Source organism: Eikenella corrodens, from assembly GCF_003990355.1.
Classification (GTDB): domain Bacteria; phylum Pseudomonadota; class Gammaproteobacteria; order Burkholderiales; family Neisseriaceae; genus Eikenella; species Eikenella corrodens_B.
This window is the reverse complement of sequence record NZ_CP034670.1, coordinates 2,051,906-2,078,863: the sequence shown is the minus strand read 5'-3', so window position 1 is coordinate 2,078,863 and position 26,958 is coordinate 2,051,906. Positions and strand designations below refer to the sequence as shown.

Sequence of the window (26,958 nt, the reverse complement as noted above, 5' to 3'; positions counted from 1 at the left end):
GAAAGTTTAATTGGATTGGCCGGCGGCTTCCGGCTGGGCGGATACGGCTTCGGCGGCAACAGCTTGGTGCAAGGTGGTGAGCTTGCGGGTGAGGATGTTGAGGATGAGGCCGTAGGCAGGCAGGAAGAAGAGTGTGCCGATCACGAGTTTGAACAGGTAATCGACAAAGGCGATGTGCGGCCAGTTGGCGGCCATAAAGGCGTCGCTGCTGCCGGCGAAGGCGATGGAGAAGAAAAGCACGGTATCTACGGCGTTGCCGGCGAAGGTGGAGGCGGCGGGGGCGATCCACCAGGATTTCAGCCGGCGCAGGCGGTTGAACACGACAATATCGAGAATCTGGCCGACGGCATAGGCGGCAAAGCTGGCCAGGGCGATGCGGAACACGGGCATCACGAACACGGCAAGCGCGCTCCAGCCTGCCCACGCGCCTTCTTGAAACAGTACGGAAAAGGCATAAGAAACGAGCAAGGCGGGGAACATGACGAAGAAGATAATGCGCCGGGCGAGGCTTTGGCCGAAGATGCGCACGGTTAAATCAGTGGCGAGGAAGATAAAGGGGAAGCTGAGCGCGCCCCAGGTGGAATGTACTTCAAAGCCGTTGGGCAGGGTAACGCTGAAGGGAAACTGCACGAGATAGTTGCTGGCGGCAATCACGAAAATGTGGAAGAAAACGAGCCAGCGGAGGGCTTGCTGCTGTTGGGCGGGGGTGAAGCAGTAGTTTTGCATGAATGGTCCTTAGTTTTGGTTTAGATAAAAATCTGCGCGGGAGGGTTGCGAACCGCGCGGGGTTGGAAACTGGGTTTCAGGTAGCCTGTGGTGGGCTGGTATTGATTTCATCGTCTCTCTATTCGTCCTCTTCATAGTCTTCGTATTCATCGGGGGTAAGTGTGAGGAATACCCATATCATTCCTGTAATCAGCAGGTAGCCGGCCACGAAAGATAAGGCTAACGAGGCTAGCGAAATGCTTACAGAAATTTTCGACACAGGTATGGAGGTAAACATCAGCCAGGAAAATGCAACTGACAATATACTCAGTGCTGCTCCGATGGCCGCGATATAAAAGCCCCTATTGTCGGCTAGCCTTTCGTTCATCCGAGTTTTATCTATCACAACTGCTGCCACCACCAACATGATGATAGGATAAGCCCAACCGAAAAGCCCGCCGGCTGGCAGACCGGCCCAGATACCGATACCACCAAGCAGATTAATTGCCGGTGATGGGTTAGGTATCACCGTTTTGCCAAAAAACATGGCTAAACAAACTGTAAGCATGGATTTGTGCCACGTAGCGGTGGGTAGTCGGTCTGGATCGTTGTTGTCTTCCGACAGTGCAAACAGCAAACGGTTCAGACTAACGCCAAGCAGGGCAAATATTGCCAGTAGCATGGGGATGATAAGAATACCTATCCCTAAGACAATCTCACCAGCAGCTTCGGTATGTAGCCCGAATATCGTTAATCCGAAAAAAACGATGCAGCCAATCGGCAGCAAAGTGGACAGCGACAAACCCAACATTCCGCGCTTGCCTTCAGCACGCTGGGTGAGGTCGGTATACCATACCAATATCATTGCTATTAGCACCGACACCAATATAACTGCCAAAGTTTCGATAATCGGATTTATTCCGATAGCGACCATTATTGGGCTTAGCGACGCTAAGGGTTGCATAAACACATAGGCGAAGGCTAAGGTTAAAACGGTAGCACGGCAAAATGATAACAGGGTGTTCATTTCAGTACTCTACAAGTATGCTGTTGCAGGTAGCCTTTTGGTTAATGCAGCTGAGCTTAATCTTCGCCGCCTACTTCAAAGGAAAAGCTGAGGCCGGCAAACCATTGGCTGAAGTGGTCGGCAATTTTTTGGTAGAACAAATCGCTGTAAATCAGCCAAACGGATTGGTCGGGCAGGAGGAACAGGCGGCCTTCGTTATAGCTGCCGATGGTAAAGCCCTGCTGTATTTCTTCCGGCGATAATTGCGGCCCATCGCTGCGGGTTTCGATGGCTTTGAAGTAGAACTCGGGGTCGGAAAGGCGGGCGTAGTATGGCTGGCTGTTGCGCTCGGTTTCGCACAGCCGGGCAGGAGGGTAGAAATCTACGTCTTCGCCATCGGCAGTTTCGTATACTCGGATGCCACGTGCCTGGCCAATCATGGCGAGGTATTCGGCAGGCAGGGGCTGGCCGGCGTAGTGGGTGGGAAGGGTATGAGACATGATGTTTTCTATAAATTTTAGGAGGTAGCCCGCAGCTCACTGCATATCGTGCTTAAACAGCCGCTCGCGCGCCATTTGCTCGAACGGTGTGCCGGGGCGGCCATAGTTGGCAAACGGATGGATGGCGATGCCGCCGCGCGGGGTGAATTCGCCGAACACTTCAATATATTTCGGGTTCATCAGTTTGATGAGGTCTTTCATGATGATGTTGATGCAATCTTCGTGAAAGTCGCCGTGATTGCGGAAGCTGAAGAGGTAGAGCTTGAGCGATTTGCTTTCCACCATTTTGATGTCGGGGATATAGCGGATCAGGATGGTGGCGAAATCGGGCTGGCCGGTGAGCGGGCACAGGCTGGTGAATTCCGGGCAAACGAATTTGACGAAGTAGTCGTTGCCAGGGTGTTTGTTGTCGAACGCTTCGAGGATTTCGGGGGCGTAGGTTGTGGGATATTGCGTGCCGGTGTTGCCCAGCAGGGAGAGGCCGCTGAGCTCTTCTTTGTTGCGCATGGGAGTCCTTAGTTTTGGTAACGCGGGAGGGTTGCGAACCGCGGTTTGGAAAAAAGGAACGGATTATAAAGGATTTTTAGGCTACCTGAAAGCGCGGCTTCAACGAAGTTTCTGCAGAAAGTGAAGTGTCTGCCAAGCTAATTTCAGGTAGCCTTTGGCAGGTTCGTGCTAAATTTCTCCCGCGCGCAGGGCGGCGAGTACGGGGGCGGTTTTGGGGGAAAAGCCACGCCAGAGGCGGTAGGATTCAGCGGCTTGTTCCACCAGCATGCCCAAGCCGTCGGCGCTGCGCCCCGCGCCTGCTTCGGCAGCGAAGCGCATAAAGGCGGTGGGCTCTCGGCCATAGGCCATGTCGTAGGCGAGTTCGCATTGGGCAAACACGGCAGGGGCAATGGCGGGCACTTGGCCGCTCAGGCTGCCGGAGGTGGCGTTGATAATAATATCTAAACCGGCAGCAGGCAGTTGGCCCAACTCGGCTGCACAGATGCCGAAAATCGCAGCCAGCTCTTGCGCTTTGGCCGCGGTGCGGTTGGCAATGGTGAGGCTGGCGGGGCGGCATTCGAGCAGGGGCAGTATCACGCCGCGCGCTGCGCCGCCCGCGCCGATGATGAGGATGCGTTTGCCCGATAGGGCTACCTGAAAGTTGCGGCTGATATCGGCCACCAAGCCGAGGCCGTCGGTATTGTCGGCATGGATTTTGCCGTTAGTCTGGTTGATTAAGGTGTTGGCTGCGCCGGCGGCACGGGCGCGTTCGGAAAGGCTGTCTGCCCAGGCGCAGGCATCGGTTTTGAACGGCACGGTTACGTTTGCGCCCGCGCCGCCCGCAGCGAAAAAGGCAGCGGCGGCCTGGGCGAAGCAGCCCGGCTCGGCCAGCAATCGTTCATATTCGATAGTTATGCCCTCTTGGGTGGCAAACATTTGGTGGATGGCGGGCGAGCGGCTGTGGGCCACGGGGTTGCCGAAAACGGCGTAGCGGGGAGCAGGCATGGTGTGCGGCAGGGAATAGAAAGTGCTGAATTATAGCCAAATATATGCTGCAACGCTTGCAAACCTGCCCTGCCGCCCCATCTTGCCGTTTAACGGCCGAAGCAGGCAGCAGCAGCGGCGGCCGGCTGAATTTTTTGCAAACGGCGTATTTGCTGCTACAATCCGCATTCGTTTCTTTTAATTGATATTTAATAGGAGTTTTTCCACATGCAACCGCGCAATGTTTACGATTACACCGACGTGGGCGGCAGCGTTTCCGCGCAAAGCACCATTTTGCGTAAAACCTACGGCCTGCTCGGGCTCTCGTTCCTTCCGGCGGCTGCCGGCGCGTTTGTCGCCATGGCCACCGGCCTGAGCCTGTTCAGCTTCACAGGCAGCTATTGGGTTGGCGTGGGTATTTTCCTCGCCTTTTTCTACGGCATGTGCTTCCTGATCGAGAAAAACCGCTACAGCAATGTGGGCGCTGCCCTGCTGATGGTGCTCACTTTCGGCCTCGGCTTCTCGCTCGGCCCGATTCTGAACTACAGCCTGGCGCTTTCCAACGGCATTCAGCTCATCGGCATTGCCGCCGTGATGACTGCCGCCGTGTTCCTGAGCATGGCAGCCATGGCCAAATCGTCCACCTTCCAAACCAACAGCATCGCCCGCTTTGTTACCGTGGGTTTTGTGGTGGCCTTTATCGCTATGATAGCCAACCTTTTCCTGCATATTCCCGCGCTCTCGCTCACCGTATCCGCCCTGTTTGTGATCGTGAGCTCCGTGCTGATTATGTGGCAGGTGCGCGTGATCATCGAAGGCGGTGAAGACAGCCACATCAGCGCCGCGCTGACGCTGTTTGTTGCCATCTACAACATCTTCACCGGCCTCCTGCGCCTGCTGTTGGCATTTGCCGGCGAAGACTAAACCGCTTTAATTCATGTTTGAACAAAAGGCTACCTGAAAAATTTCAGGTAGCCTTTCTTTATGGCAAAACGATAGGGGCTTATGCCCGGCCTTCATCCAAGGGCTTGAGCATGATGCAGCGGCGCACGCTGTAATAGGCTTCCTGGCGCGGCCAAGGGAGAGCGGCCAGCTGTTGTTCTTCTTCGGCGGCATCGTCTTGATTGTCGATCATAAATTCCACGTTCATCGTTTCGTTGTCCGATTGGGCGTAGAAGAAGCGGATTAGATGATATTGCGCTTTAAGTTCTTGATTGCAGATGAGGGATTGCAGCGTGCTTTCCAACGCTTCAGGGATGATGCCGCCGATGGTTTCCGCATTGCCGCCGTCGGTATTTTCGCCCAGTTTTTTCGTTGTCCAGTCGCCCAAAATGGCTTGGAAACGGTTGCCGTTGCGGGCTGTCCAGATTTCGTGCGGGCAATGGTTTTCGCCGGGGTTGAATGCATCCAGCAAAACGTGCAGGCTGTTGGTGCAGAAGCTTTGCAGGTTGCGCGAGACGGCTTCTTCCAAATTCTCGCCGATGTCGCCGCAGCATTCGTAGAGTTCGCGCCCGTCGGGCAGGGTGATGCCGACATCGAAACGGCTCACCACCGCACCGTTGGCGTGTTCGCGCGGAAATGCCCAGGTTTCGAGCTGCACGGGCACAACGAAATCGGGCAGGATTTTGTCGCCCTGCGTTTGGCAGGCATAGCCGTGGGCTTGCAGGATTTCGGCAAGGGCTTCGTTGAGGTCTAGGGTGTCGAGTTCTTGAGGTTCCATGGGTTTGCTCCTGAGGCTACCTGAAAAAGCAGTAATCGTAGTTTTGTCGGATACTTGTATCCGACAAAACCTTTTATAAGTTAATTTGCTATAAAGTTTTCAGGTGGCCTTTATTTTATTCAAAATCAAAAATTTCTCGATGTTTCCGTAAAAATGGGATATGCCGTTTATCTAATTTTCGAAGTTTACTATCGGAAGGAATAGCCATTTGTTTTAATAATTCGCTATATTCTGGCTTATAAAGAAGCTTGCCATGATCATCAAAACTAATATAGCCCGCATCAAATAGGCGATCTAGGTGCGGAGATAATAATAGCCCGTTAAATTGCTGTACCTTGTCGTTTTCATTAGCAATTGACCAAGGAATAATATGAGAAGCAATTAAAAATTTTCCGCCGATAGGGTTTTTAAGTCCAAGAACAGCGCATTTATCTTCCCAATAATCTGTCAGCCCTTTCTTAAATTTAGCATGGCCGAGTCGAACTTTTGCAGTACGTAGAACATCCCAGCCTTTGGCAGAGTTACTATCGGTGATTTCATCTCCGATTTTTGGACTTCCCGATAAATCTAACGCAGTAAAAATAACGGAAATGGTTGACTCTCTCTCCCACTCGGTTTCGATAATTTGGCTAAGATGTGATGGCAGGTAAATTTCGCATCCGCTTGAAATGGAAAGATAATCATGAAAAGAAAATCCATTAAATTCAATCAGAAACTCTCTTTTTTCCCCATCTGTATAGTTGCTTTTAATTGGATTGGGAATTGTCCAAGTTTTAAAAGTTTCTTTGTTGCATTTATCCAGCCATGAATAATCCGATAAAGGAATCTGATTTTTTATTGCCATTTTTTTCTCCATCAATATCAAAAAAGTTAGGAAATACAGTTTTCAGGTAGCCTTATCATACATTAAAGCTATTTGAAAACTCAATGCCTGAAATGCCGCACACCCGTTACCACCATGGCAATGCCGTGTTCGTCGGCCGCATCAAAAACCTCCTGATCGCGCATCGAGCCTGCGGGGTGAATGATGGCTTTGATGCCTTGTTCGGCGATGACGTCCACGCCGTCGCGGAAGGGGAAGAAGGCGTCCGAAGCGGCGCATGCGCCGTGTAAGTCTAGGCCTGCGTCCTGCGCTTTGCGGGCGGCGATGCGGGTGCTGTCCACGCGGCTCATTTGGCCTGCGCCGATGCCGTAGGTTTGACCGCCTTTGCCGAACACGATAGCGTTGGATTTGACGTATTTGGCGACGTTCCAGACAAATAGCAAATCGTTCCATTCCTGCTCGGTCGGTTGGCGTTTGGAGACGACTTTCAGGCTGCCCCTGTCGATGCGGTGGATGTCGGGCGTTTGCACCAACAGTCCGCCGCCGACGCGTTTGAGTTCGAAGCGGTTCGCGCCTGCTTCCAGAGGCACTTCCAATACGCGCACGTTTTTCTTGGCAGCGGCGATTTCGAGGGCTTCGGCAGTGAACTTCGGCGCCATCAGGACTTCCATAAACTGGTTGTCGGTAATTTGTTTCACGGTTGCGCCGTCCACTTCGCGGTTGAAGGCGATGATGCCGCCGAACGCGCTGGTGGTGTCGGTGGCGTAGGCCAGTTTGTAGGCAGTCAATGTATCGGCTGCGACGGCGACGCCGCACGGATTGGCGTGTTTCACAATCACGCAGGCGGGTGTGTCGAAGGATTTGACGGCTTCCCATGCGGCATCGGCATCGGCGATGTTGTTATACGACAATTCTTTGCCTTGCAGTTGTTGGTAGGCGGCGAGGCTGCCTGCGGCGGGGTACACATCGCAGTAGAACGCGGCGCGTTGGTGCGGGTTTTCGCCGTAGCGCATGTCTTGCACTTTAATCCAGCTTTGGTTGAATTGTTGCGGGAATTCGCCGATTTCAGGCTGCCCGCTCAACGCGTCGTCTGAAAGCGAAGTCAGGTAGTTGGAAATCATGCCGTCGTATTGGGCGGTGTGGCTGAACGCTTTGCGCGACAGGTTGAAGCGGGTTTTGTCGCTCAACGCGCCGCCGTTGGCTTCCATTTCGGCGACGACGGCGGGGAAGTCGGCGGTGTCGGTAACGATGGCGACGTGTTTCCAGTTTTTCGCGGCGGAGCGCACCATGGTCGGGCCGCCGATGTCGATGTTTTCAATCGCGTCTTCCAGCGTGCAGCCGGGCTTGGCGATGGTGGCGGCGAAGGGGTAGAGGTTCACGCACACCAGGTCGATATTGCCGATGTCGTGCTCTTCCATGGTGGCAACGTGATCAAGCAAATCGCGCCGGCCGAGGATGCCGCCGTGGATTTTCGGATGCAGCGTTTTCACGCGGCCGTCGAGCATTTCGGGGAAGCCGGTGTAGTCGGACACTTCGATGACGGGAATGCCCGCATCGGCCAAGAGCTTCGCCGTGCCGCCGGTGGAGAGGATGGCCACGCCGAGCTTGTCGAGCGTGCGGGCAAATTCGACCGCGCCGGTTTTGTCGGAAAGGCTGATCAGGGCGCGTTTGATTTTGGGGAGCATGGGGATTCCTTGAGAGATGATGGGAAGGGAAGGGGCTACCTGAAAAACTTCGGCCTTCATTATAAAGGCATTGCAAAGGCTACCTGAAATTATAGTGAATTAACAAAAACCAGCACAGCGTTGGCCTGCCTTGCCGCAACGTGTGTACTGTCTGCGGCTCGCCGCCTTGCTCTGATTTTTGTTAATCCGCTATATCTTTGCCGCCGCGCACCACCGCCTGTGCCCCTGCCGCGAGCCAGCGCTCGGCATAGCGCGCCGCTATATCGGCATTGGCGCTCAGCAGCACCAGCGGCAGCGGCACGCCTGCGGCCAGTGCGGCACAGGCTTGTTCCGCCGCTGTTTCGTTATCTGCCGGCCACACGGCGGCTTCGGCTTGGGCGGTGGCAATGTCGTCGGCAGAGCGCACCAGCGGCCAGCGGCGCACATCGCCCGGCGTATCGGCGGCCAAATCGGCTAAGTTCACCAGCAGGCGGCTGCCCGGCGGCGGGTTGGCGGCATGAAGCGGCAGCACGAGGAAACCGTCTGCCGCGTGCAAACCCTCATTCAGGCTACCTGAAAACTGCGTGGGCAAAGCCAGCGCTGCCAGCAGCGCGGCATTGGCCGGCAGCATGGGCGACACATCATAACGCCCCGGCTGCTGCCAGCGCCATTGTTGGCCCTCGCGCGCCTGCAATTTGCCGCGCCAGCCGTCGGCCGGCACGCGGAAAAAACGCAGCCGCACATGGGCGTGTTCGTAACTGTGGGTTTTGGTGAGCCACGGCACGGCGCTGTGGATTTGGATGCCCAGTTCTTCGGCAAATTCGCGGCGCAATGCCGCCAACTCGCTCTCGCCCGCCTCCACCTTGCCGCCGGCAAATTCCCAATAGCCAGCATAAGCCTTGCCTTCGGGGCGCGAACTGAGCAGCACCTCGCCGCGATCGTTATACACAATGCCGGCCACCACTTGCAGCAGCGGGCGGGGGTCGGCCTCGGCCGGGGCGATGCGGGTGTGCCAGAGCCAGTCGATGCACTCCTGCAACAGGGCGGGCAGGCGGCTGATTTCGCAGGTGTATTCCTTGCGCAGCGGATGTTCCCAATCTTGGTTTTCCACCAGCATCACACCAAACTGCCCGCGCGGGCCGAAGCCATACCAGCCCGCATCGAGCAGGTATTGCCCGCCGCAAAAGCTGATTTGCAGCAGGTCTTCGCCTAAAAGCAGGTCGGCCGGGTTTTTATCGGCGTGTTCCAGCAGCCAGAAGAAATTGTCGTAGGTGATGGTTCCGTTACGGAGGTTGAGGGTTTGGGGCATGGTGTGGCGGATGGAGGGATAAACGCGGGCAGTTTACTGGAGCGGGCGGGCTGGGGCAACGGCGGTTTGGCGGTCGGCAGCCTCCGGGGCGGATAGGGCAGGGGCTGTTTGCCCTTAAAGGCTACCTGAAAATCGGAAGCAGCAGAGAAAGCAAGCATACGGTTCGCGCATATTGGTTTTCAGGTAGCCTTTGCCGTTGCGGAAGGAGGGCGAACCAGTGCTTAAGGGTTTCAGGCAGCCTGCGTTCAGCCGCCGATGCGCTCCAGCAGCAGCCGTTCGAGTTTGAGCTGGAAGGCGGTGTCGGCCAGCTGGGGGTGGCGGATTAGGAAGCTGTCTTCCACGCGTTCGTCGAAGGTGGCGATGGCGGCGTAGCTGAGGCTGATGTTGAGCCGGGCGAACACGTCGGCAATGTCGGCCAGCAGGAAGGCTCGGTTGGCGGCGATGATTTCCAGGGTGTAGGCGCCGGCGGTTTCTTCGGCGGAGAGGGTGATGCGCGGCGCAATGGGCAGATGGCGCAGGCGGCGGCTCAGCCGGTGGGGGGAGGGGCCGGGTTCGACGGCGCTTGGCGGGTGGTGCACGAATTGGTCTAAGGCTTGCTGCAAGCGGGTGCTGATACGCTCGATGTCGTCGGGCAGGCAGTTGGCGGGCAGTTGCAGCACGAAGGTGTCGAGGATGTATTGGTGGTCGGTAACGTAGGCGTGGGCGGCGAGGATGCCGAGCTGGTGGCGGCCGAACAGGCGGCACAGGCCGGCAAACAGGCGGTCGCGGTTGGGCATGAACACCATCACTTGCAGGCCGCCGGTGGCGCTCAGGGGGCGGATATGGGCTTGGGGCATTTCGGCGTTGGCGGCCAGCAGGGGCAGGTGCCACAGGATGATGTCGGCGCTGTGGCGCACGAAATAGGCCTGCCCGAGCTGCTGCCACAGCGCCCGGCTTTGCGCTTCGCCCACGCCCGCTTCGGCCAAGGCCTGGCGGGCTTTTTGCTGGCGGCGGCTCACGGCCATGTCGCGGCTGGTGGTTTGGCCGCCGAAGTATTGCAGGGCGGAGCGGAACAGGGTTTCGAGCAGGCTGGCTTTCCAGGCGTTCCAGATTTTTGGGTTGGTGCCGCGCATATCGGCCACAGTGAGCAAATAAAGCGCGGTGAGCCGCTCGGGCGTTTGCACGCGGCGGCAGAAGGCGGCCACCACGGCCGGGTCTTGGATGTCTTCTTTCTGCGCGGTGAGCGACATCAAAAGATGGTTGCCCACCAGCCACACGAGCAGGTCGGTTTCGTATTGGCTCAGGAAATGGTCGGCGGCGAAGCGGCGGGCGTCTTCCATGCCCAGCTCGGCATGGTCGCCGCCGCGCCCTTTGGCGATGTCGTGAAACAGGGCGGCCAAATACAGCACGGGTTTGCGCTCGAAAGCGTGCATCAGGGCGCTGGCAAAAGGCAGCTCGTGGCTGTGCGCTTCCAGAGCCAATCGGCGCATATTGCGCACCACCATCAGGATGTGGTCGTCCACGGGGTAAACGTGGAACAGGTCGTGCTGCAACAGGCCGACGATTTTGTTCCACTCGGGCAGGTAATGCGAAAGCGCGCCGTAGAGGTTGAGGAAGCGCAGCAGGTGGGTGAGCCCGCCGCCGTGGCGGAAGAAGCCCACGAAGCGGCGGCGGTTGGACGGATCGGCATAAAAGCGGGCATCGGTTTTCTGCACCGCCTGCCACCAGGCGCGCAGGGTTTCGGGGGCGAGGCCGGCGAGGTGGCTGTGTTGCTGCCACAGTTCCAGCACCTTGAAAATATGCTGCGGCTCGCGGCGGAATAAGGCTTTATCGCGCACGGCGATGAGGTTGTTTACTTGGAAATAGTGCTCATCCAAATCCAGCGCCACGCGCGGCAGCGGCGAGGAAATGCGCCCGCGCAGCATCGGCAGCAGGATGCCGCCCAGCTGCTTCACGGTTTTCACCGCGCGGTAGAGCGTGTGCATCAGCCGCTCGCTGCGCACTTGTTTGCTTTCATCGGTGTAGCCCAGCGCGTAGGCCACCTGCGGCTGCAAGTCGAAACGCAGCTGCTCCTGCGGCTTGCCAGCGGCCAGGTGCAGCTCGATGCGGATACGCGCCAGGCTGCGGTGGCTGCGGCGCAGCATGGCCGCTTCGGTGCGGGTGAGGATGCCTTGGCGGGCCAGGCGGTGCAGCTGCGGTGAAATGCCCTGCACCCGTGCCAGCCAAAGCATGGTGTGGATGTCGCGCAGGCCGCCGGGGCAGGTTTTCAGATTTGGCTCCAGGCTGCTGCCTGCTTGCGCTTTCAGGTGCCGCTGCTGCAATTCCAGCAGTTTGCCTTCGGCAAAGGCCGTTAGGTCGCGCTGCACGTCCAAATCACGGCGCAGGCGGGCAAACAATTCCTGGCTGCCGTGGAGCAGGCGGGCTTCCAAAAGCGAGGTGTCGCCGGTTAAGTCTTCCGCCGCCCCGGCGCACAGTTCGGCCACGCTGCCGGTTTTCAGCGAGGGGTTTAGCCCCATGTCCCACAGGGTTTGCAGCCAAGTTTCAATTTGCTGCTGTTGCGTTTCATTCAGGGCATCGGCTGCCACAATGCCCAAATCCACATCGGAATGCGGATACATCTCGCCGCGCCCGAAGCCGCCCAGCGCCAGCAGCGCCAGCTCCCCTGCCGGCTGCATCTGCCGCCACAGCGCGGTAACGGTGCGGGAGAGCAGGGCGGTGTGGTCGGCAAAAAAACGCTGCGGGCTGCGGTGGCGGCGGTAGTCGGCAACAATTTGCCGTTTGTGCTCGGCCAGCTCTTGCGCCAAAAGCTGCGGGGATTGCGGCATAGTGGGATTCCTCGGACGGGGTGGGGCGATGGTGGCCTTGGGGTGGAAAGGCTGCCCGAAGCGGGTTTCAGGTAGCCTGTATGGCGGTAGGGGCTGCTTGAAAACGGTATGACAGGCTGACAGGGGTTTAAGGCTTTTTCAGGTAGCCTCTTTGCCGCCTGATGCCTTGCTATGCGTATCCGCCCATTCAATCAATGCCCGGCGCAAGTCTTCTAAGCCCAGGCTTTGGGTAACGGAGAGGCGCACGGCGGCGATTCGGCCGCTTTTGCTGCGCAGGATGCCGGGCTGTTGCTGCTCGGCGGGCAGGAGGTCGATTTTGTTATACAGCAAGAGCTGCGGCACATCGGCCGCGCCGATTTCGGCCAGCACGCGATTAACATCTTCCATACGCTGCTCATAGTCGGGCTGGGAAACGTCGGCCACATGGAGCAATACGTCGGCTTGGGCGGTTTCCTCCAGCGTGGCGGAGAAGGCGGCCACCAGGCGGTGCGGCAGATCGCGCACGAAGCCGACGGTGTCGGTGAGGATGATGCTGTGCTCGCGGTCGAGATACAGGCGGCGGGCGGTGGTGTCGAGCGTGGCGAAAAGCTGGTCTTTGGCCAACACATCGGCTTTGGTGAGGCGGTTGAACAAACTGGATTTGCCGGTGTTGGTGTAGCCCACCAGGGCGAAAGTGGGCAGGCTGCCCTGCTGGCTGGCTTTGCGGCGGGTGGCGCGCTGACGGCGCACGTCGGCAAGGCGTTTTTTCAGGGTGGTGATTTTTTGGGCGATCAGGCGGCGGTCGGTTTCAAGCTGGGTTTCGCCCGGGCCTTTGAGGCCGATGCCGCCTTTTTGGCTTTGCAGGTGGCCGTAGCCGCGCACCAGGCGGCCGGAAAGGTGGGTGAGCTGCGCCAGCTCCACTTGCAGGCGGCCTTCCTGGCTTTGCGCGCGCTGGGCGAAAATGGCAAGGATGAGCCCCACGCGGTCGAGCACGCGGCATTGCAGCCTGGCTTCGAGGTTGCGCTCCTGCGTGGGCGTGAGCTCGTGGTTGAACACGGCCAATTCGATATTGTGCGCCCGCACTTCGGCCGCCAGCTCCTCGGCTTTGCCTGTACCCACAAACAAGGCGCCGCTGGGGCGGTCGCGGCGGGCGGTGGAAACGTGCACCAACTCCCCGCCGCCGGCACGCACCAGCTCGGCGGCTTCGTCCAACACGTTTTGAAAAGCGCGGGCGCGCTGCTCGTTGCTGCCGGAGAAACTGTCGGCCAGCATCACGCCCACCAGCAATACGCGCTCGGGGCGGCTGAGGGATTTGTCGGGCTGGAAAGGAGGGCGGCGCGGCATGGCATCAGGCGGAATGGATTGAAGATGCGGCATTATAGCGCATGGGCAGGCGGCTGCCCGAAAGCATAGTGAATTAACAAAAACCAGTACGGCGTTGCCTCGCCTTGCCGTACTATCTGTACTGTCTGCGGCTCGTCGCCTTGTCCTGGTTTTTGTTAATTCACTACAATTTTCAGGTAGCCTTTCGTTGATGAGGCTACCTGAAAATCTTGGCTTCGCAGAAACTGGGCTGCCTTCGGCAGTTTCGTTTCAGGTAGCCTTATTATTTGCTACAGCCCGGGCTTACTTACCCTTGCCCAGTTTCGGCAACACCGAGCCTTCACCCAGCGAGAGCAGGCCGCTGTCGGCGTAGATGCCGAGTTTGGCGCGGGTGTCGGTGATGTCGAGGTTGCGCATGGTGAGCTGGCCGATGCGGTCGAGCGGGGTGAACGCGGCGTTTTCCACTTTTTCCATGCTCAGGCGTTCCGGATGGTAGGTCAGGTTGGGCGACTCGGTATTCAGAATCGAATAGTCGTTGCCGCGACGCAGTTCCAGCGTGACTTCGCCGGTGATGGCTTTGGTCACCCAGCGTTGGGCGGTTTCGCGCAGCATCAGTGCTTGGCTGTCGAACCAGCGGCCTTGATACAGCAAACGGCCGAGGCGCAGGCCGTTGATGCGGTATTGCTCGATGGTGTCTTCGTTGTGGATGCCGGTGACCAAACGTTCGTAGGCGATGTGCAGCAGCGCCATACCCGGGGCTTCGTAGATGCCGCGCGATTTGGCTTCGATGATGCGGTTTTCGATTTGGTCGCTCATGCCCAAGCCGTGGCGGCCGCCGATGCGGTTGGCTTCGAGGAAGAGTTCCACTGCGTCGGCAAAGGTTTGGCCGTTTAATGCCACCGGCACGCCTTCTTCAAAGCGCACGCTGACTTCTTCGGGTTTGACTTCGACGCTTTCGTCCCAGAAGGCAACGCCCATAATGGGTTTGACGATTTTGATGCCGCTGTTCAGAAATTCCAAATCTTTGGCTTCGTGCGTTGCGCCGAGCATATTGGAATCGGTGGAATAGGCTTTTTCTACCGACATTTTGTATTGGAAGCCGTTGGCGATGAGGAATTGGCTCATTTCGTGGCGGCCGCCGAGTTCGTCGATAAATTGCTGGTCGAGCCAGGGTTTGTAGATTTTCAGCGCGGGATTGGTTAAGAGGCCGTAGCGGTAGAAACGCTCGATGTCGTTGCCTTTGTAGGTGCTGCCGTCGCCCCAGATGTTCACGTCGTCTTCCTTCATGGCGGAAACGAGCATGGTGCCGGTTACGGCGCGGCCGAGCGGGGTGGTGTTGAAATAGGGCACGCCGCCGGTAGACACATGGAACGCACCGCATTGGATGGCGGCGATGCCTTCGTGCGCCAACTGGGCGCGGCAGTCAATCAGGCGGGCGTTTTGCGCGCCGTATTCCATCGCTTTTTTGGGAATGGCGTTGTAGTCGTCTTCGTCGGGCTGGCCAAGGTTGGCGGTGTAGGCGTAAGGCAGTGCGCCTTTGAGCTTCATCCACAGGAGGGCGGCGGAGGTGTCGAGCCCGCCGGAAAAGGCAATGCCGACTTTTTGGCCGACGGGCAGGGTTTGCAGGATGGTGGCGTTGTTCTGGCTCATGATGCTCCTTTGTTTGGCAAGATGGTTGAAGGCTGGGATTGTGTGCCTAAACGCATGAACTTGTCCAGCCGGATACGGGCTACCTGAAAGCGTGGATTCAACGAAGTTATAGTGGATTAAAATCGCAATGATACGGCGTTGGCTCGCCTTGACGTACTACCTGTACGCCTTGCGGCTCGCCGCCTTGTCCTGATTTAAATTTAATCCACTATATTTTAATCCACTATAAAGCCAGCCCGGTTTACGCGCACGGCGCTTTCAGGTAGCCTGTGCGCCTTTTGTGTTATCTAAGGAGCGGGCAAATGAGCCGACAAAATCCGCCGCTGCGGAAAATGATGGTTTGGTATGTGCTGTGTTCGGGGTTTTTCTGCGGGCTGCTCTACGGCGTGCTGGCGCTGCTGTGGAAGGCTGGCTGGCAGTCGCCGCAGGCCATGCTGCTGCGCCTGGTGGGGCTTAAAGGGCTGAGTATCGTGCTGATCTCGGCTGTCCACGGCCTGTGGCTGCTCGCACTGCCTGCCCTGCTCACCGGCGCGCTGGCACAGCGGCTGGGCTGGCAAAACAATCTGCAAGGGTGGGCGGTGTCGGCTTTGGTGTGGACGCTGCTGACGGCGGTTTTGTATGCCCTGCCGCAGCTGGCGGGCGTGAATGTGCTGCCGGAATTCAACCGGTTGGTTGCCGCCATTTTGGGCGAGGCAATGCCTTTCCCCGCCGAGGCCATCAATCAGCTGATGGCCGCGCCGCCGTGGTATGTGCTGCCCGCACTGTTTGCGGTTGGCGGCTGGCTCACGGCCATGCTGGTGCTGCCCTACGAACCGGACGAAACTTGGGGCGACCGCACGGGCGAACGCAGCGAACAGTGGTGAGGGAAACCGAGGCTACCTGAAAATGCAGGCCAAGCTGTTTTAACTTCGTTGAGGCTCCTGCTTTCAGGTAGCCTCATCGATTTGACGCAAGCCGCTTTCCCTCTACCCCGTATCTTGTATAATCCCGCCCCATTCCAACTCAATTCAAAAAGGATATGCCGTGAACCGTTTCTACCCCCACCCGCTGATTGCGCGGGAAGGCTGGCCGTTTATTTTGGGAGGGCTGCTGCTGAGCGTGCTGGTGAGCCTCTGCTGCGGCTGGTGGTCGCTGCCGTTTTGGGTGTTCACCGTGTTTGCGGTGCAGTTTTTCCGCGATCCGGCGCGCGATATCCCGGCCGATCCGGAAGCCGTGCTCTGCCCGGCCGACGGGCGCATTGTGGTGGTGGAGCGTGCCGAAGACCCGTTTCGCAAAGTGCCCGCGCTGAAAATCAGCGTGTTTATGAACGTGTTCAACGTGCATTCGCAGCGCGCGCCGGTTGACGGCACGGTAACGCAGGTGGACTACTTCCCCGGCCAATTCGTCAATGCCGCGCTGGATAAGGCCAGCACGGAAAACGAACGCAATGCGGTGTTCGCCACCACCAAAAGCGGGCGCGAGCTGACCTTTGTGCAAGTGGCCGGTTTGGTGGCGCGGCGTATTTTGTGCTACGTGCGGCCGGGCGAGAAAATCACGCGCGGCCAACGCTACGGCTTTATCCGTTTCGGCTCGCGGGTGGATGTGTATCTGCCCACCGATGCCGTGCCGCTGGTGGCCATCGGCGAAAAAGTGCGTGCCAGCGAAACTGTTTTGGCTCGTTTGCCGCTGGAAGCCAATGGCGAACAAGCCGTTATCGAAGCAGCTTCGGCCTTGGTGCGGGAAGCAGCGGAAGAGGTGCTGCCGGAGTAAGCGGGCCCGGCCTTTCAAGATAAGGCTACCTGAAAATATAGTGGATTCAATTTAAACCAGTACGGCGTTGGCCCGCCTTGCCGTACTATCTGCGGCTCGTTGCCTTGTCCTGATTTTTGTTAATCCACTATAGGCATACCGGCCTTCCGGCATCCGTATCCGGCCAGCAAAAAAGGCTACCTGAATTTTCAGGTAGCCTTTTGCCTGTTTGGGCAAACCGTTGGAGATTAATTTGCCAGTTTCACCACGCCGTTCATCACGCCGGCATGGCCGGGGAAGGAGCAGAAGAATTTGTAGTTGGTACCGGCAGCCAGTTTGGCCACGGGGAAGGTAACGGAGGCTTCTTCGCCGCCGCCGATGAGTTTGGTGTGGGCAATCACGCGCTCATCGCCGGGTTTCACATAATCGTTGTCCGGGCCTGCGCCTACGCCGTCGTTGTTCACGCCGTTCACGTCGCCTTCGGCGGTGATCACGATGTTATGCCCCATCGCGGTTTTGGGCATGCTGCCGGTGTGTTTGAGGGTAACGGTGAAGTCGGTGCAGCCTTTGGGCACGCTGATTTCGGCGGTGTTGTACTGCATGCTGTCGCCGGTTTCCACCAGCTGTGAGCAGCCTTCGGCAGCTGCGGCGGGAGCAGAGGCGGCTTCAGAGGCCGGTGCGGCTTGGGAAGCGGCAGAGGCGGCCGAAGCAGCGTGGTCGTGATGGGCTTCGGAAGCGGGTGCGCTGGGGGCGGGTTCGCCGCCGCAGGCGGCCAGCGCCAGAGCAGCGGCGGCAATCAGGGGGAGATACAGTTTCATAACTTGGTCCTTATCAAAACACGGGGAAATACTGCGTGGGCGATTATAGCGAACTGCCCTGTCTTTTGATACTGCCGATACGGTGCTGTTTTATCCGGCGGCAGAAAATGCTGCTGGATCAAAAACTATCCGGCTTTCAGGTAGCCTGAAAGCCGGATATGGGTATGGCGGTTTTTAACCGGCCTGCGGCGCCGTATGCTCTTCTGTTACCGCGCCGCTGTTTTGATACAGGGTAAACAGGGGCACGCCTTCGTTGCGAACGCGCTCGCCGCCGGGCAGGTCGGTGAACTCAAGAATAGCGGCGGCTTCCACCACGTTCCCGCCAAGCTTGCGGATGAGCTTGATGCCGGCGTGCATGGTGCCGCCGGTGGCCACAAGGTCGTCCACCAGCAACACGCGGGCGTTGTCTTTAATGGCGTCGGTATGGATTTCCACGGTGGCTTCGCCGTATTCTAGCGCGTAGCTTTCGGAAAGGGTGGTGAAGGGCAGCTTGCCTTTTTTGCGGATGGGCACAAAGCCCACATTAAGCTGATAGGCCAGCGCGGCGCCGATGATGAAGCCGCGCGCGTCCAGCCCGGCCACCACATCGATGTCTTGCGTCATATAGCGGTAGGTGAGCAAATCCACCAACAGGCGGAAGTATTCCGGGCTTTGCAGCACGGGGGTGATGTCGTGAAACAGCACGCCTTCCTGCGGCCAGTTGGGGATTTTGCGGATTTTCTGCGCCAGCATTTCAACGGTCATGACTTCGGGATGGAACAGCATAGCGGGTATCTTTCAGGTAGCCTGTGCGAAACGCGAATCTTACCATTTCTCCAAATAAAATTGCACCTGCATCAAACTCCCTGCATTAACCAGACCCTTCTTGTCGGATTTTTGGTTACAATCAAGTTTCATACCGCAAAAAAGAGGAAACCATGGAGACCGGCTATTCAGACACGCATATAACCGGCCAGCAAGAATGTTTGGCCTGGTTGAAAGACTATGCCGCACAGCAAAACGAAGCCGACCGCGCACTCTTGCAGCAGGCGCTCGCGCTGGCCGAGGCGTACTACCCCGCCGACGCGCAAACCTACGCCGGCGAGCCGCTGCTGCCGCACACCGTGGGCGCGGCGCAAATGGTGGCGCAGCTCGATTTGCTGCCCGAAGCCGTGGCCGCCACCATATTGTCGGGCATGTCCAAGCAGGGCGGGGATTGGCAGCTTCAGGTAGCCGGGCAATGCGGCCAAACCGTATGCAGCCTGGTGCAGGGTATCGACCAAGTGCAGAAGCTCACCCACTTTGCCCGCGTGGACGGCTTGGCCACGCCTGAAGAGCGTGCCGCGCAGGCCGAAACCATGCGCAAAATGCTGTTGGCTATGGTGTCCGATATCCGCGTGGTGCTGATCAAGCTCGCCCTGCGCACCCGCACCATGCAATACCTCGGCGGCTGCCCCGACAGCCCGGAAAAACGCAGCATTGCCAAAGAAACGCTGGATATTTTCGCCCCGCTGGCCAACCGCTTGGGCGTGTGGCAGCTCAAATGGCAGCTCGAAGACCTCGGCTTCCGCCACCAAAACCCCGAAGAATACCGCCGCATCGCCCACCTGCTCGACGAAAAACGCCCCGAGCGGCAGCACTATATCGACCACTTCCTCGGCATCCTCAAAGCCGAGCTGACCAAATACGGCATCCGTGATTACGACGTGGCCGGCCGCCCCAAACACATCTACTCCATCTACCGCAAGATGGTGAAGAAAAAGCTCGATTTCGAAGGGCTCTACGATATCCGTGCCGTGCGCGTGCTGGTGAACAGCGTGCCCGAGTGCTACACCGTGCTGGGCATCGTGCACAGCCTGTGGCAGCCCATCCCCGGTGAATTCGACGACTACATCGCCAACCCTAAAGGCAACGGCTACAAAAGCCTGCACACCGTGATTGTCGGCCCGGAAGACAAAGGCATCGAGGTGCAAATCCGCACCAAAGAAATGCACCAATTCAACGAATTCGGCGTGGCCGCGCACTGGCGTTATAAAGAAGGCGGCAAAGGCGATTCCGCGTATGAGCAGAAAATCGCCTGGCTGCGCCAGCTCTTGGATTGGCGCGAAAACATGGCCGAAAGCGGCAAAGCCGACCTCGCCGCCGCCTTCCAAACCGAGCTGTTTAACGATACGATTTATGTGCTCACCCCGCACGGCAAAGTGCTCTCCCTGCCCGTGGGCGCCACCCCCATCGACTTCGCCTACGCCCTGCACAGCAGCCTGGGCGACCGCTGCCGCGGCGCGAAGGTAGACGGCCAAATCGTGCCGCTTTCCACCCCGCTGGAGAACGGCCAGCGCGTGGAAATCATCGCCGCCAAAGAGGGCGAACCATCGGTAAACTGGCTGTATGAAGGCTGGGTGAAAAGCAGCAAGGCCGCCGCCAAAATCCGCGCCCACATCCGCCGCCAAAACGCCGAAAGCGTGCGCGAACAAGGCCGGCTGCAGCTGGAAAAAACCCTGCTCAAAGTCCAGCCCAAGCCCAATATGCAGGCTTTGGCCGAAAAACTCGGCTTCAAAAAACCGGACGAGCTCTACACCGCCGTGGCACACGGCGAAATCATGCCCCGCGCCGTGCAGAAAGCCTGCGGCCTGCTGGCCGAACCGCCTGCCGCGCCGGTGAGCACCGAGAGCATCGTCAAACAGTCGCGCATCAAAGAAACCGGCGGCAAAGGCGGCATTTTGGTGGATGGCGAATCCGGCCTGCTCACCACTTTGGCCAAATGCTGCAAACCCGCCCCGCCCGACGAAATCGCCGGCTTCGTAACGCGCGGGCGCGGCATTTCCATCCACCGCATCGGCTGCGCCTCTTTCCAGAAGCTCGCTGCCGACGCGGCTGAAAAAGTTGTGCCGGCCTGCTGGGCGGGCGTGCCTGCCGGGCAGGTGTTTGCCGTGGATATCGAAGTATCCGCCCAAGACCGCAACGGCCTGCTGCGCGATATTTCCGAAGCGCTGGCGCGGCACAAACTCAACGTTACCGCCGTGCAAACCCAATCGCGCAACCTGCAGGCCAGCCTGCGCTTCACGCTGGAAGTGCAGCAGGTGGACGACCTGCCGCACGTGCTCGCCAGCCTCGCCAACGTGAAAGGCGTAATCGGCGTGAGCAGGCTGTAGGCAGGCGGTTTGATAAGGATAAGGCTACCTGAAAACGCAATCGAGTGTTTTCAGGTAGCCTTTTATAGTAGATGAACAAAAATCAGGACAAGGCGGCGAGCCGCAGACAGTACACACGTTACGGCAAGGCGAGGCAACGCCGTACTGGTTTTTGTTAATTCACTATATTGCCGTTTCTGCCCGTATGGAGAGTTTGGCGCAGGAGGGCGGGCTGTTGCCAAAAGAGGTGTTGCTTTAAGGCATATAGGCAAGCTAACTGAATTTTTATACGAAGCGGTGAACCGCAGGCGGCAGGCCGGGCGATAACCGGCACGGGCAGCTTGTAGGCGCAAGCCCGGTGCGGGCAAAAGGCTACCTGAAAATAACCAAGCGTTTTCAGGTAGCCTCTGCTATCGTGTTTTTATAGTGGATGAACAAAAATCAGGGCAAAGCGAGCCAACACCGTACTGGTTTTTGTTAGTTCACTATATGGTGCGGCTAGTACGGCGAGCTGTATGAAGGGAAGCATTCAGCGAAGGGTTTCTTCCCGCCCTTTGCCCGTTAAAACCGTACCGGCAAGGTAGTCGTAGAGGAATTGGCGGGAAGGATGGATGAGGGCGAAGCCGATGGGCAGTATCCACCACGCCAGTGCCATGCCGGCTACGGTTTGGGGCGGCAGGGGGGTGAGTTGGCGCAGGATGCCGAAGGAGGCGAGCGGCAGCAGCAGAAGCAGCACGGTGGCCCAGATGAAGCGTAGGCGCAGTTGGCGCAGGCTGGGGCGGCTGCCGGCGGGGGTTTGCAGCTGCAGCCGCCACACTTTCATCGGCAGGGTTTGCCCGCGCGGGCTGTGCCAGCAGAGGCGGAAATAGCCCCACCACACGGCGAGGATAATCAGCGCCACGGCGGTTTCGGCCAGCAGCGGCACAGTATGCAGCGCCATATTGGCGGCGGCGGCGGGGATAAAGGCCACGCAGGTGACGGCGGCCAGCAGCAGGGCTTCGTAGCACAGGGCGGCGAAACGGCGGCGGAAAGAGGCGGGGGCGGGCGTGCTCATGCGAAGTGTTGTTGGCAAAAAGAATGAAGGGTTTGGCTGTGTTGCCGGAGGCTACCTGAAAACGGGTCGATTACCAAATCGGCGGGCAGTTTGCGCAGCCAGGTGAGCTGGCGCTTGGCAAGCTGGCGGGTGGCGGCAATACCCTGGGCAATGAAAGTATTACGGTCGGTTTCGCCTTGCAGGTGCGCCCAGGCTTGGCGGTAACCCACGCAGCGCACGGCGGGGTAGTCGGGATTGAGCTCGGGATATTGTGCTTGCAGTCGGCGCACTTCTTCGAGGAAGCCTTGCTCCAGCATGGCGTGGAAGCGTTGTTCGATATTGCGGTGCAACCGTTCGCGTTGCGCCGGAATCAGGGCGATGCTGCGCAGGGAGAGCGTCGGCGCGGCGTTGGGCTGTTCGGCAAAGTGTTGGCTGAGCGGCCGGCCGGTGAGCAGCCACACTTCCAATGCACGTTCGATGCGCTGGCTGTCGCCTGGCTTGAGCCGGGCGGCGGTGGCGGGGTCGGCCTGTTGCAGCTGGGTATAGAGATGAGGCAGGCCGTGCTGCTGTTTTTGCTCTTGCAGTTGGCGGCGGATTTCAGGATTGGCGGCGGGCAGGCTGTTGAGGCCGTTAACGAGGGCGTGGTAATACATCATGGTGCCGCCCACAATCAGCGGCAGGCGGCCGCGCGCATGGATTTCACGGCACAGGCGCAGGCAATCATCCAAAAAGTCGGCCACGCTGTAGCTTTGCGGCGGGTTGATGATGTCGATGAGGTGGTGCGGCACGGCGGCACGTTCGGCCGGAGTGGGCTTGGCGGTGCCGATGTCCATACCGCGGTAAATCAGCGCGGAATCGAGGCTGACGATTTCCAGCGGCAGCTTTTCGGCCAAGGCAAGCGCGAGCACGGTTTTGCCGGCGGCGGTGGGGCCGAGCAGGGCGAGTGCCGGCGGTGGAGTGGATTGCGGCATGGGGCTACCCGAAAAAGAAATCAATATTCCGGCTTTATGTTTCAGGTAGCCTGTGGCCACACAAAAGGCTACCTGAAACATAAAGCCACACGGCGCGGCATTCTATCAGCCGCATGATAAAAAACAAAATATGGATGCCCGCACACCGCTGCGGCGTCGGCTTATCCGCTTCCGCCTTTCAGGCTACCTGAAAATCAGGTAGAGTTCGGCCTACCACCAATTCCCCCATCTTCCCCATGAAACACAGCCAATTTCACCGCATCGGCATCGTCACCCGCCCCAATACCCCGCAATTGGGCGAAACCCTGGGCAAACTGGTGGCCTTCTTTTTAGAAAACAGCATCGAAGTGCTGTTAGACGAAGAATGCGGCAACGATTTGTCTGCCAACCCGCTGGCCGAAAACTGCCGACGGGTAGCCAAAGAAGACATGGGCGCTTGCTGCGATTTGGTGCTGGTGCTCGGCGGAGACGGCACATTTTTATCCGTAGCCCGCCGGCTTGCCCCTTACCGCATCCCCATCATGGGCGTGCATTTGGGGCATTTAGGCTTCCTCACCCAAGTGCCGCGCCAAAACATGATTGCCGACATTTCGCGCATGCTCGCCGGCCAATACCTGCCCGAAGAGCGCATCATGCTCGAATGCACCGTGCAGCGTCACGACGAATCCGACTGCACCGAGCTGGCCCTCAACGAAGTCGTCATCAGCCGCGGCGGCTTGGGGCAGATGATTGAATTCGAAGTATTTATCAACCAAGAATTCGTCTATACCCAACGTTCCGACGGGCTGATTGTATCCACCCCCACCGGTTCCACCGCCTACGCCCTGGCTGCCGGCGGGCCGATTCTGCAATCCACCCTGCGTGCCCTCACCCTCGTGCCGATCTGCCCGCAATCCATGACCAACCGCCCCATCGTGGTGCCCGACAGCTGCGAAATCGAAATCCTCATCACCAAAGCCGACAATGCCCGCGTGCATTGCGACGGCCAATCCCATATTGACCTGCACAGCATGAACCGGCTCACCATCCGCCGCTACCGCAACACCCTGCGCGTGCTGCACCCCACCGATTACCAATACTACAAAACCCTGCGCCAGAAACTGCATTGGGGCGAACAGCTGGTTTAGCGGACAGAGGCTACCTGAAACCGGTTTTATAGTGAATTAACAAAAACCAGTACAGCGTTGTCTCGCCTTGCCGTAACGTGTGTACTGTCTGCGGCTCGCCGCCTTGTCCTGATTTTTGTTAATCCACTATAATCGCCGTGTGGCTAGCACAAACAAAACCAGCCGGGCATGAGCCCGGCTTTTGGTTTTTCAGGTAGCCATACAAGCAGCTAGGCTACCTGAAAACTGCATAACAAGATTTAGGTAGGGATTATACAGCTTTCCCCTCTTTCGCTTCCGATAAAGCAACAGCAAAGGTAGCGTAGAATTTTTCTGTACCTTCCACCAGTTTTTGCCCTAACTCCTCACACAACGATTGGAAGGCAGCAGTTTCTGCCGCGTGGACGGGTTCGACGAACGGGCGGGCGTAGGCGCGGCCTTGTTCGGTCAGGGTCAGGATTTTGCGGCAGCGGTTGCCGTCGTCCTGCACGATGCTGAGTATGCCCTTGTCCATCAGTTCGTTGCACTGGGTGGAGACGGTTTGTTTGGCAAAGCCCCAAAAGGCGCAGATGTCGCTTTGGGTGCAGTGTTCGCGGTAGTACACGAAATACAGGATGGCGAATACGGTGTAGTTGAGGCCTTTGCTTTTTGCCCAGTTTTCATACTGATCATAAATGCCGGTCAGCAAGCTGCCGCGTTGGTCGATGCCTTGGGACGGGTCGAATCGGCTGTTTGCGTTTTCCATGATGTTCCTTGTTTTTGGGATATGTCGTCATTGTAGCACTGGGTTTATTGTCCTGTTGATTAACAGTCCTAAATGGGACTAAATTGGATTTCTTGCTTTTTAGACGACCTATACGCTTTTTTGGGAGACTCTATGAAACATATCGTTCGAACCGGAGTGTTATTTTCTTTATCCATGTGCCTACTGCACGCGCCATCCGCGTATGCGGAGGATTTTCGGCAGGAGCCGCAGAAAACGGAATTTTCGGTCGGTGTGGCGGGTGGTTATGCCGACAGCGGCTATCGGGGCAAATCCGCCGACTGGACGGTTGCACCGCTGGTTCAGCTTGAAACGAAGCGGTTTTACATACGCGGACTGTCGGCCGGCGTGAAACTCTACACTTCCGCCGACCAGTCGCAGAAAGTGCTGCTGGGGGGCGACCTACCTGCGCGATTACGGCTTGAAACCGGGCGATTCGGACGATGCGCGCCTGAAGCGGCTCGACCGCCGCAAAAACGCGGTGATGGCGGATATTTCCTACAACCTGTACAGCCCCTACGGCAATCTGGAAACGCATGTGTCGCATGATGTTTCGGGTACGAACAAGGGAATGCAGGCGCAGGTGCAATACAGCTATTTCTAGCAACCCACGCCTAAATTACTCGTCAAACCCGCCGTCGGCGTGTCTTATTCGAACAAAAAATTCAACCGCTACTACTACGGCATCAACGCCGACGAAGCCCGCCGCAGCGGCTTGAACGCCTATCAGCCCAAGTCTTCCGTCAATCCTTATATCGGTTTGGAAACGCAATACAGCTTCACGCCGAAATTCAGCGCGTTTACCGGCGTACTGGCCGAAGCGCTGCCTTCTACCGTGAAAAACAGCCAGATGAACGACGGCAAATACCGCGTCGAAGGCACGGCGGGGTTGATGTGTCGCTTCTGAATATTTCCGCATAGGTCGTCTGAAAGGCATAAATTCCCGACCTACGGCCTTGTTGCCGTTGTTCCCGACCAAATGGGGATAGCGGTGGTTGAAAGGTCCTATTTTATAGTTAGAATCAACCATAAGCAGATCCGCCCATGATGTCCGTTACCCTTTTCCGTTAGTCTCATCTATTCAATTTCCAGCAACACCAAATACAGCATATTGAACGCGAATGGTTGGGTTACGGTCATTCTCTGCTGGCTCAGCCGAACGGAGCGCGGTTTTTCGGGGAACAAGGGCTTGCATGCTCGAAGTGACGAAGCCACAAGTTGCGGGCTCGCCCGAAAAACCGCGCGGAGTGAGGGAAGTTTGGCGGAGCCAAACCTATGCCCGCAGTCGCCTTTCTTTGCTTCCTTTCTTTGGCGAAGCAAAGAAAGGAAGTGCCCCGCGCCGGCATAAGGCGCAAAGGCGAACAGGATATCAGTATAGATGGTGCCTGACCTTTTATAAGCTACTAAAAATTTAACCTGAGCAGATGAGTAAAATTATGAGGCTACCTGAAAATATAGTGAATTAACAAAAACCAGTACAGAGTTGGCTCGCCTTGCCGTAACGTGTGTACTGTCTGCGGCTCGCTGCCTTGTCCTGATTTTTGTTAATCCACTATAGAACCGACATAAGGTGGCCTCACGGCATTTTGCTCAAAACAGTTTAAAACTGGTCAAAAAATAGGCAGTTTTGGGCAGATTTTGGGTAATTTTGGATAAAGAAGCGGGAGAAAATGGGCAGTCGTCGGCTGGCTGGCATGGTGGGGCCAAGGCCGGACAAAGAAAAACACCAGCACGGGGGCTGGTGTCGTGGGTAGTGGTTTTCAGGTAGCCTCAAACGGATTAAGCAGCCTTACCCCGCTGCCTTGGAAATCAGCGGTATTACGCGTTACCAACACCAGCCCGTATTGTTTGGCGGTAGCGGCTATCCACGCATCATTTTCCGGGGCGGGGTCTGGAGTATGCAGGGCGGCACAAACAGCGGCGGTGCGCTCGTCTATCGGCAGAATGCGGCCGGCAAATAGCCCGTCATGATGGCGCTATACCACGCCCGCAATACCTGCCCTTGTGCAGGGTCTTTGCGCTCCATGCGCAATATGCCACGCTCAAGTTCCATTACAACAATAGCGCTGGTGTAGAAGGCGCCGCTATCGGTGGCGGCAAGCCAAGCGGTAAAACCCTTGTTTGCCGTACCGTGTCGGATTTTCCGCATTTCGCTAATGGCATTGGTATCCAGCAGATACACGGCTAATCCTCCGTGAAATTCACTGGTTGGCGTTGCGCTTTGCTGCGCGGGGGAATTTCCAGCTCTATATCGGCGGCGGTATCGGGATAATTCAGGCTTTGCAGTGCCTCTAGTGCGCTCCGACGGCCTCCGGTTAGTTTCTGATAGTCGGCATAGCTCAACAGCACATGTGCCGGCCTGCCCCTGTTGGTAATCACAGCAGGGCTTTTTTCTGCCTCTTGCTGGGCGCGGTAGGTATGCTGATTAAACTCCCGGCTGGTCATAATGGCGGGCATGATATTTCCCTCCTGTAGC

The 26,958-nt window shown here is 57.7% G+C and carries 27 protein-coding genes and 1 pseudogene; 7 read left to right on the top strand and 21 right to left on the bottom strand.

The window, feature by feature from the left end; genetic code table 11:
- Window positions 1–6 precede the first annotated feature (6 nt).
- The 5 genes from ELB75_RS10440 to aroE form a co-directional block, all read right to left on the bottom strand.
- Window positions 7–726, bottom strand: a complete 720-nt coding sequence (locus ELB75_RS10440; protein WP_126983850.1) for a 7-cyano-7-deazaguanine/7-aminomethyl-7-deazaguanine transporter — start codon at window positions 724–726, stop codon at window positions 7–9.
- 118 nt (window positions 727–844) lie between these two features.
- Entirely contained in the window at window positions 845–1,732 is an 888-nt protein-coding gene (locus ELB75_RS10435) for a hypothetical protein (protein ID WP_126983849.1), read from the bottom strand.
- Window positions 1,733–1,788: 56 nt separating this feature from the next.
- Window positions 1,789–2,211, bottom strand: a complete 423-nt coding sequence (locus tag ELB75_RS10430) for a hypothetical protein (protein WP_126983848.1) — start codon at window positions 2,209–2,211, stop codon at window positions 1,789–1,791.
- A gap of 36 nt (window positions 2,212–2,247) precedes the next feature.
- Window positions 2,248–2,718, bottom strand: a complete 471-nt coding sequence (gene queF / locus ELB75_RS10425; protein WP_126983847.1) for a preQ(1) synthase — start codon at window positions 2,716–2,718, stop codon at window positions 2,248–2,250.
- 168 nt (window positions 2,719–2,886) lie between these two features.
- A complete protein-coding gene (gene aroE, locus ELB75_RS10420) occupies window positions 2,887–3,702 on the bottom strand; it encodes a shikimate dehydrogenase (protein WP_126983846.1) in 816 nt (271 codons plus the stop codon).
- Window positions 3,703–3,909: 207 nt separating this feature from the next.
- Between aroE and ELB75_RS10415 the strand changes: the two genes are divergently transcribed.
- Window positions 3,910–4,605, top strand: coding sequence for a Bax inhibitor-1 family protein (locus ELB75_RS10415; protein ID WP_126983845.1), 696 nt, complete (start codon window positions 3,910–3,912; stop codon window positions 4,603–4,605).
- A 79-nt stretch (window positions 4,606–4,684) separates the two neighbouring features.
- Here the strand turns inward: ELB75_RS10415 and ELB75_RS10410 are convergent, their stop codons facing one another.
- The 8 genes and pseudogenes from ELB75_RS10410 to ELB75_RS12735 all read right to left on the bottom strand — a co-directional run.
- Window positions 4,685–5,401, bottom strand: a complete 717-nt coding sequence (locus tag ELB75_RS10410) for a DUF6348 family protein (protein ID WP_126983844.1) — start codon at window positions 5,399–5,401, stop codon at window positions 4,685–4,687.
- A gap of 115 nt (window positions 5,402–5,516) precedes the next feature.
- On the bottom strand, window positions 5,517–6,245 hold the full coding sequence (locus ELB75_RS10405) for an HNH endonuclease (protein WP_164726887.1): 729 nt from the start codon (window positions 6,243–6,245) through the stop codon (window positions 5,517–5,519).
- A gap of 80 nt (window positions 6,246–6,325) precedes the next feature.
- Window positions 6,326–7,909: a bifunctional phosphoribosylaminoimidazolecarboxamide formyltransferase/IMP cyclohydrolase gene (gene purH, locus ELB75_RS10400; protein WP_126983842.1), complete on the bottom strand. Its 1,584-nt coding sequence runs from the start codon at window positions 7,907–7,909 to the stop codon at window positions 6,326–6,328.
- 181 nt (window positions 7,910–8,090) lie between these two features.
- Entirely contained in the window at window positions 8,091–9,197 is a 1,107-nt protein-coding gene (locus tag ELB75_RS10395) for an NUDIX domain-containing protein (RefSeq protein ID WP_346962719.1), read from the bottom strand.
- A gap of 245 nt (window positions 9,198–9,442) precedes the next feature.
- Window positions 9,443–12,001: a [protein-PII] uridylyltransferase gene (gene glnD, locus ELB75_RS10390; RefSeq protein WP_206501452.1), complete on the bottom strand. Its 2,559-nt coding sequence runs from the start codon at window positions 11,999–12,001 to the stop codon at window positions 9,443–9,445.
- Window positions 12,002–12,139: 138 nt separating this feature from the next.
- Entirely contained in the window at window positions 12,140–13,324 is a 1,185-nt protein-coding gene (hflX, locus tag ELB75_RS10385; protein ID WP_126984289.1) for a GTPase HflX, read from the bottom strand.
- Window positions 13,325–13,606: 282 nt separating this feature from the next.
- Window positions 13,607–14,953, bottom strand: coding sequence for an argininosuccinate synthase (gene argG / locus ELB75_RS10380; protein WP_126983841.1), 1,347 nt, complete (start codon window positions 14,951–14,953; stop codon window positions 13,607–13,609).
- A gap of 109 nt (window positions 14,954–15,062) precedes the next feature.
- Window positions 15,063–15,178, bottom strand: a pseudogene (locus ELB75_RS12735) (IS5/IS1182 family transposase); the annotation flags it as partial.
- Between the two features lie 77 nt (window positions 15,179–15,255).
- Between ELB75_RS12735 and ELB75_RS10375 the strand changes: the two are divergent.
- Complete coding sequence (locus tag ELB75_RS10375; RefSeq protein ID WP_126983840.1) at window positions 15,256–15,816, top strand: hypothetical protein; 561 nt, start codon at window positions 15,256–15,258, stop codon at window positions 15,814–15,816.
- Between the two features lie 160 nt (window positions 15,817–15,976).
- On the top strand, window positions 15,977–16,702 hold the full coding sequence (locus tag ELB75_RS10370; protein ID WP_126983839.1) for a phosphatidylserine decarboxylase: 726 nt from the start codon (window positions 15,977–15,979) through the stop codon (window positions 16,700–16,702).
- Window positions 16,703–16,929: 227 nt separating this feature from the next.
- Here ELB75_RS10370 and azu read toward each other — a convergent pair whose 3' ends face one another.
- Window positions 16,930–17,499, bottom strand: coding sequence for an azurin (gene azu, locus ELB75_RS10365; protein WP_126983838.1), 570 nt, complete (start codon window positions 17,497–17,499; stop codon window positions 16,930–16,932).
- 174 nt (window positions 17,500–17,673) lie between these two features.
- Window positions 17,674–18,264 (bottom strand): adenine phosphoribosyltransferase, encoded by a 591-nt coding sequence (locus ELB75_RS10360; protein ID WP_126983837.1) that lies wholly within the window; start codon window positions 18,262–18,264, stop codon window positions 17,674–17,676.
- Window positions 18,265–18,416: 152 nt separating this feature from the next.
- Here ELB75_RS10360 and ELB75_RS10355 point away from each other — a divergent pair, with 152 nt between their 5' ends.
- On the top strand, window positions 18,417–20,630 hold the full coding sequence (locus ELB75_RS10355; protein ID WP_126983836.1) for a RelA/SpoT family protein: 2,214 nt from the start codon (window positions 18,417–18,419) through the stop codon (window positions 20,628–20,630).
- Between the two features lie 508 nt (window positions 20,631–21,138).
- On the opposite strand, the gene ELB75_RS10350 is transcribed toward ELB75_RS10355, so the two are convergent.
- Window positions 21,139–21,663 carry an RDD family protein gene (locus tag ELB75_RS10350; RefSeq protein ID WP_126983835.1) on the bottom strand — a complete coding sequence of 175 codons (525 nt, stop codon included), beginning with the start codon at window positions 21,661–21,663 and terminating at the stop codon, window positions 21,139–21,141.
- Entirely contained in the window at window positions 21,660–22,613 is a 954-nt protein-coding gene (gene miaA / locus ELB75_RS10345; RefSeq protein ID WP_126983834.1) for a tRNA (adenosine(37)-N6)-dimethylallyltransferase MiaA, read from the bottom strand. Before miaA ends, ELB75_RS10350 begins: the two co-directional genes overlap by 4 nt.
- 236 nt (window positions 22,614–22,849) lie before the next feature.
- On the opposite strand from miaA, the gene ELB75_RS10340 reads away from it, so the two are divergent.
- The gene (locus ELB75_RS10340; RefSeq protein ID WP_126983833.1) at window positions 22,850–23,740 is read left to right on the top strand and encodes an NAD(+) kinase; all 891 of its coding nucleotides are present in this window, start codon (window positions 22,850–22,852) and stop codon (window positions 23,738–23,740) included.
- Between the two features lie 250 nt (window positions 23,741–23,990).
- On the opposite strand, the gene ELB75_RS10335 is transcribed toward ELB75_RS10340, so the two are convergent.
- Window positions 23,991–24,464 carry a MarR family winged helix-turn-helix transcriptional regulator gene (locus ELB75_RS10335; protein WP_126983832.1) on the bottom strand — a complete coding sequence of 158 codons (474 nt, stop codon included), beginning with the start codon at window positions 24,462–24,464 and terminating at the stop codon, window positions 23,991–23,993.
- Window positions 24,465–24,596: 132 nt separating this feature from the next.
- Here ELB75_RS10335 and ELB75_RS10330 point away from each other — a divergent pair, with 132 nt between their 5' ends.
- Window positions 24,597–25,031, top strand: a complete 435-nt coding sequence (locus tag ELB75_RS10330) for a MipA/OmpV family protein (RefSeq protein WP_164726885.1) — start codon at window positions 24,597–24,599, stop codon at window positions 25,029–25,031.
- Window positions 25,032–25,125: 94 nt separating this feature from the next.
- Complete coding sequence (locus ELB75_RS10320) at window positions 25,126–25,389, top strand: MipA/OmpV family protein (RefSeq protein WP_126983830.1); 264 nt, start codon at window positions 25,126–25,128, stop codon at window positions 25,387–25,389.
- 853 nt (window positions 25,390–26,242) lie between these two features.
- Here ELB75_RS10320 and ELB75_RS12935 read toward each other — a convergent pair.
- The 3 genes from ELB75_RS12935 to ELB75_RS10310 are packed head-to-tail and all read right to left on the bottom strand — an operon-like array spanning window position 26,243 to window position 26,939.
- The gene (locus ELB75_RS12935; protein WP_241236134.1) at window positions 26,243–26,386 is read right to left on the bottom strand and encodes a PIN domain-containing protein; all 144 of its coding nucleotides are present in this window, start codon (window positions 26,384–26,386) and stop codon (window positions 26,243–26,245) included.
- 29 nt (window positions 26,387–26,415) lie between these two features.
- Window positions 26,416–26,664, bottom strand: a complete 249-nt coding sequence (locus tag ELB75_RS12930) for a PIN domain-containing protein (RefSeq protein WP_241236073.1) — start codon at window positions 26,662–26,664, stop codon at window positions 26,416–26,418.
- 2 nt (window positions 26,665–26,666) lie between these two features.
- Window positions 26,667–26,939: a type II toxin-antitoxin system prevent-host-death family antitoxin gene (locus tag ELB75_RS10310; RefSeq protein ID WP_126983829.1), complete on the bottom strand. Its 273-nt coding sequence runs from the start codon at window positions 26,937–26,939 to the stop codon at window positions 26,667–26,669.
- Between the last annotated feature and the right edge of the window lie 19 nt (window positions 26,940–26,958).